We start from the raw sequence: 3373 nt of genomic DNA, 5'->3' as shown, positions 1-3373 counted from the left end.
CCTCAAGAGGTGCTCCTACAAGGCGCCTTGAAACTTTCCACTTTCAACTTGAAACTTAACCCCGCCCCTGACAACCGGATGTCCCATGTTTGCCTTCGTTGAACAGCGCTACCCCCAAGCCTGGCCCTATATACAGCTGATGCGACTGGATCGCCCCATCGGTACGCTGCTGCTGCTGTGGCCCACCCTGTGGGCGGTGTGGATTGCCGGTAATGGCACGCCGAGCCTGAAAACCGTGCTGATCTTCATTCTCGGGGTGATCATCATGCGTGCCGCCGGCTGCGTGATTAACGACTTTGCCGACCGGGATTTCGATGGTGACGTGGAACGCACCAAAGGTCGTCCACTGGCCACCGGTGCCATCAGCGCCAAGAAAGCCCTGGCCCTGTTCTGTGGACTGGGGCTGCTGGCCTTTGTGCTGGTGCTGTTCCTCAACGAGCTGACCTTCTGGTTGTCCTTCGGTGGCCTCGGGCTTGCTGTTCTTTACCCCTTCACCAAACGCTTCACCTTCATGCCGCAACTGTTTCTGGGCGCCGCCTTCAGCTGGGCCATCCCCATGGCATTTGCCGCCGAAACCGGGGCAGTGCCGGAAATCGCCTGGCTATTGTATGTGGCCAACCTGGTGTGGACTGTGGCCTACGACACCGAATACGCCATGTGCGACCGGGAAGACGACCTGAAACTGGGCATCAAGAGCACCGCCATCCTGTTCGGCGATGCGGACCGGCTGATGATCGCCATCCTCCAGGGTCTGACTCTGCTGGCGCTGATCATGGTGGGACAACGGCTGGACTTCTCTTGGCCCTGGTACGTGGGCCTGGGCGGCATGACCCTGAGCTTCCTGTTCCAGCACAGTCTGATCCGCTACCGGGAACGCTGGCCCAGCTTCCACGCTTTTCTCAATAACCACTGGGCCGGAGCGTGCGTGTTTGTCGGGTTATATTTCCAGTATCTTTGAGTGGCAAGCTACAAGCTTCAAGTTGCAACGCGACATAGGGTAATGCCACTCGTTAGCCGTGATGACCCGCGCTGAGATTTTTTCTGTTTTTCCTCAGCAGCGCGAAGTGCCGTATCCATCCATCGGCACATGCCCTGAATTGGTGTTATAGCTCGCCTCTTGCTTTTCCCCCAAAAATCCGCCCAACTTGTCATACGGATGTCACAAAAAAGCAATCTAATAGGGCAACATAGATAGACAGGCAAGGAAGGAAAGCCATGTCCCGTAACCGTATTTTGATTGTTGACGACGAGCCCGCTATTCGGGAAATGGTGGCCGTTGCCTTGGAGCTGGCTGATTTTGATGTGCTGGAGGCAGAAAATGCCCAGCGCGGCCACGAAATTATTGTCGATGAACGCCCGGATCTGGTGCTGCTGGACTGGATGCTGCCGTCGATCACCGGCATTGAGCTGGCCCGCCGCCTCAAGCGTGATGAGACCACCAACGAGATCCCCATCATCATGCTCACCGCCAAGAGCGAAGAGGACAACAAGATCCAGGGCCTGGATGTGGGCGCCGACGACTACATCACCAAGCCATTTTCCACCCGCGAGCTGATTTCCCGCATCAAGGCGGTACTGCGCCGGGCTTCCAGCACGGCGGCGGACAAGGCCATTGAAGTGGAAGGTCTCTGCCTGGATCCGGTCAGCCACCGCATCAGCGCCGACGACGAGCCCGTGGACATGGGCCCGACGGAATACCGTCTGCTGGAATTCTTCATGAGCCACCAGGAACGGGCCTACTCGCGCACCCAGTTACTGGATCAGGTGTGGGGCGCCAACGTGTATGTGGAAGACCGCACCATCGATGTGCATATCCGTCGCCTGCGCAAGGCCCTGGCCCCCTTCGGCTACGACCGTTTTATCCAGACGGTACGCGGCACCGGCTACCGTTTTTCAGTAAAATCCGCCAAGGCAGGCTGAACCGATCCGGTTTGCGCTACGCATTGCGCGCAATCAGAAGAGGTGGTGCAATGCGAGTCGGTTACGATTAATGCACCCACGTAGCCGCAACGGGGCGGTGGAAGCGAGATCATGAAAGCCAGTCTGGCCAAGGAAGTAAATCGCATTGTCGGCCTGTTACTGCTGGCCGCTCTGGCGGCGTTAGCGGTGGGCAACATCTGGCCACTGCTGGCAGGCATGCTGGGCTATATCATCTGGAGCACCCGGCAGTTGTTTGGCCTGTACAGCTGGCTGGTGCGCGATGACCATACCGAGCCACCGGACAGCACCGGCCTGTGGGGCGAGTTCTACACTCGCCTTGAACACCTTTTCCAGAAAGAACGCCGCGCCCAGGAAAACCTGCAAGGCATCATTCACCGCGCCCAACAATCGGTGAATGCCCTGGAAGATGTGGTCATCCTCATCGATCAACACGGCTACCTGGAGTACTGGAACCAGGCCGCAGAACACTATATGGGTTTCAATGCCCGCCAGGACCTGGGCCAACCGCTCACCAACCTGATCCGCCATCCGAAATTTACCGAATACCTTAGCCAGGGAGATTTTCGTGACGCCCTGGAAATTCCCTCGCCGGTAGACGACAACCGCATCCTGCAATTTCGCGTCACCGAGTTTGGTGTGGGCGAACAGTTGATGATGGCCCGGGACGTGACCCGGCTCCATCACCTGGAACAGATGCGCAAGGATTTCGTGGCCAACGTGAGCCACGAACTGAAAACCCCGCTGACCGTGCTCAAGGGTTACCTTGAAACCCTGCTTGATACCGTACCGGAAGAACAGTCGCGCCTGCGCCGGGCGCTCACCCAGATGGACAACCAGTCCAACCGCATGGAAGCTCTGGTCTCGGATCTGCTGTTGTTGGCCCGACTGGAAGGCACCGACGCGGACAACCTGAGCCAGGCGGTACCGGTCCACGGCATGCTCAAACGCATGCGCGAAAATGCCCTCGCACTCAGCGCCGACAAGGCCCACAGCATCGAGCTGGACGTGACCGAAGAGGCCCGCCTGATCGCCAACCCGGCAGAGCTGGAAAGCGCGTTCGGCAACCTGATCACCAATGCGGTGAAATACACTCCCGCCGGTGGCCAGATCCAGATTCGCTGGTGGCAGGATGAACGCGGCGCGCATCTGGCAGTGAGCGACAACGGCGTCGGCATTGATCCGGCCCACATTCCGCGCCTCACCGAACGCTTCTATCGCCCGGATAACAGCCGCGTCACCGAGACCGGCGGCACCGGTCTGGGCCTGGCCATCGTCAAGCACGTGATGATCCGCCACAACGGCAAACTGGAAATCAAGAGCGAACTGGGCAAGGGCAGCGTCTTTACCTGTCATTTCCCGGCGGATCGGTTGGTGAGTAAACCCACGGCGGTGGCGGGGTAAAAAGCCAGCGTAGGAGCGCCGCTTGAGGCGC

The 3373-nt window shown here is 58.9% G+C and carries 3 protein-coding genes; all 3 read left to right on the top strand.

Annotation, left to right across the window (positions count from 1 at the left end):
• Window positions 1-85: 85 nt before the first annotated feature.
• Window positions 86-958, top strand: a complete 873-nt coding sequence (gene ubiA / locus B3Q33_RS14415) for a 4-hydroxybenzoate octaprenyltransferase (RefSeq protein WP_035245850.1) — start codon at window positions 86-88, stop codon at window positions 956-958.
• Window positions 959-1215: 257 nt separating this feature from the next.
• Window positions 1216-1920: a phosphate regulon transcriptional regulator PhoB gene (phoB, locus tag B3Q33_RS14410; protein ID WP_035245848.1), complete on the top strand. Its 705-nt coding sequence runs from the start codon at window positions 1216-1218 to the stop codon at window positions 1918-1920.
• Between the two features lie 111 nt (window positions 1921-2031).
• Complete coding sequence (gene phoR, locus B3Q33_RS14405) at window positions 2032-3342, top strand: phosphate regulon sensor histidine kinase PhoR (protein WP_035245847.1); 1311 nt, start codon at window positions 2032-2034, stop codon at window positions 3340-3342.
• Window positions 3343-3373 lie beyond the last annotated feature (31 nt).

The sequence above is a fragment of the Alcanivorax sp. UBA3183 genome, assembly GCF_002364155.1.
Lineage (GTDB): Bacteria > Pseudomonadota > Gammaproteobacteria > Pseudomonadales > Alcanivoracaceae > Alcanivorax > Alcanivorax jadensis.
This window is presented reverse-complemented; position numbering and strand designations above follow the sequence as displayed.

What these genes read in the sequence shown, in the direction of transcription:
- phoR (WP_035245847.1), top strand. Translation starts at nt 2,032, where the DNA reads ATGAAAGCCAGTCTGGCCAAGGAAGTAAATCGCATTGTCGGCCTGTTA.
- phoB (WP_035245848.1), top strand. Translation starts at nt 1,216, where the DNA reads ATGTCCCGTAACCGTATTTTGATTGTTGACGACGAGCCCGCTATTCGG.
- ubiA (WP_035245850.1), top strand. Translation starts at nt 86, where the DNA reads ATGTTTGCCTTCGTTGAACAGCGCTACCCCCAAGCCTGGCCCTATATA.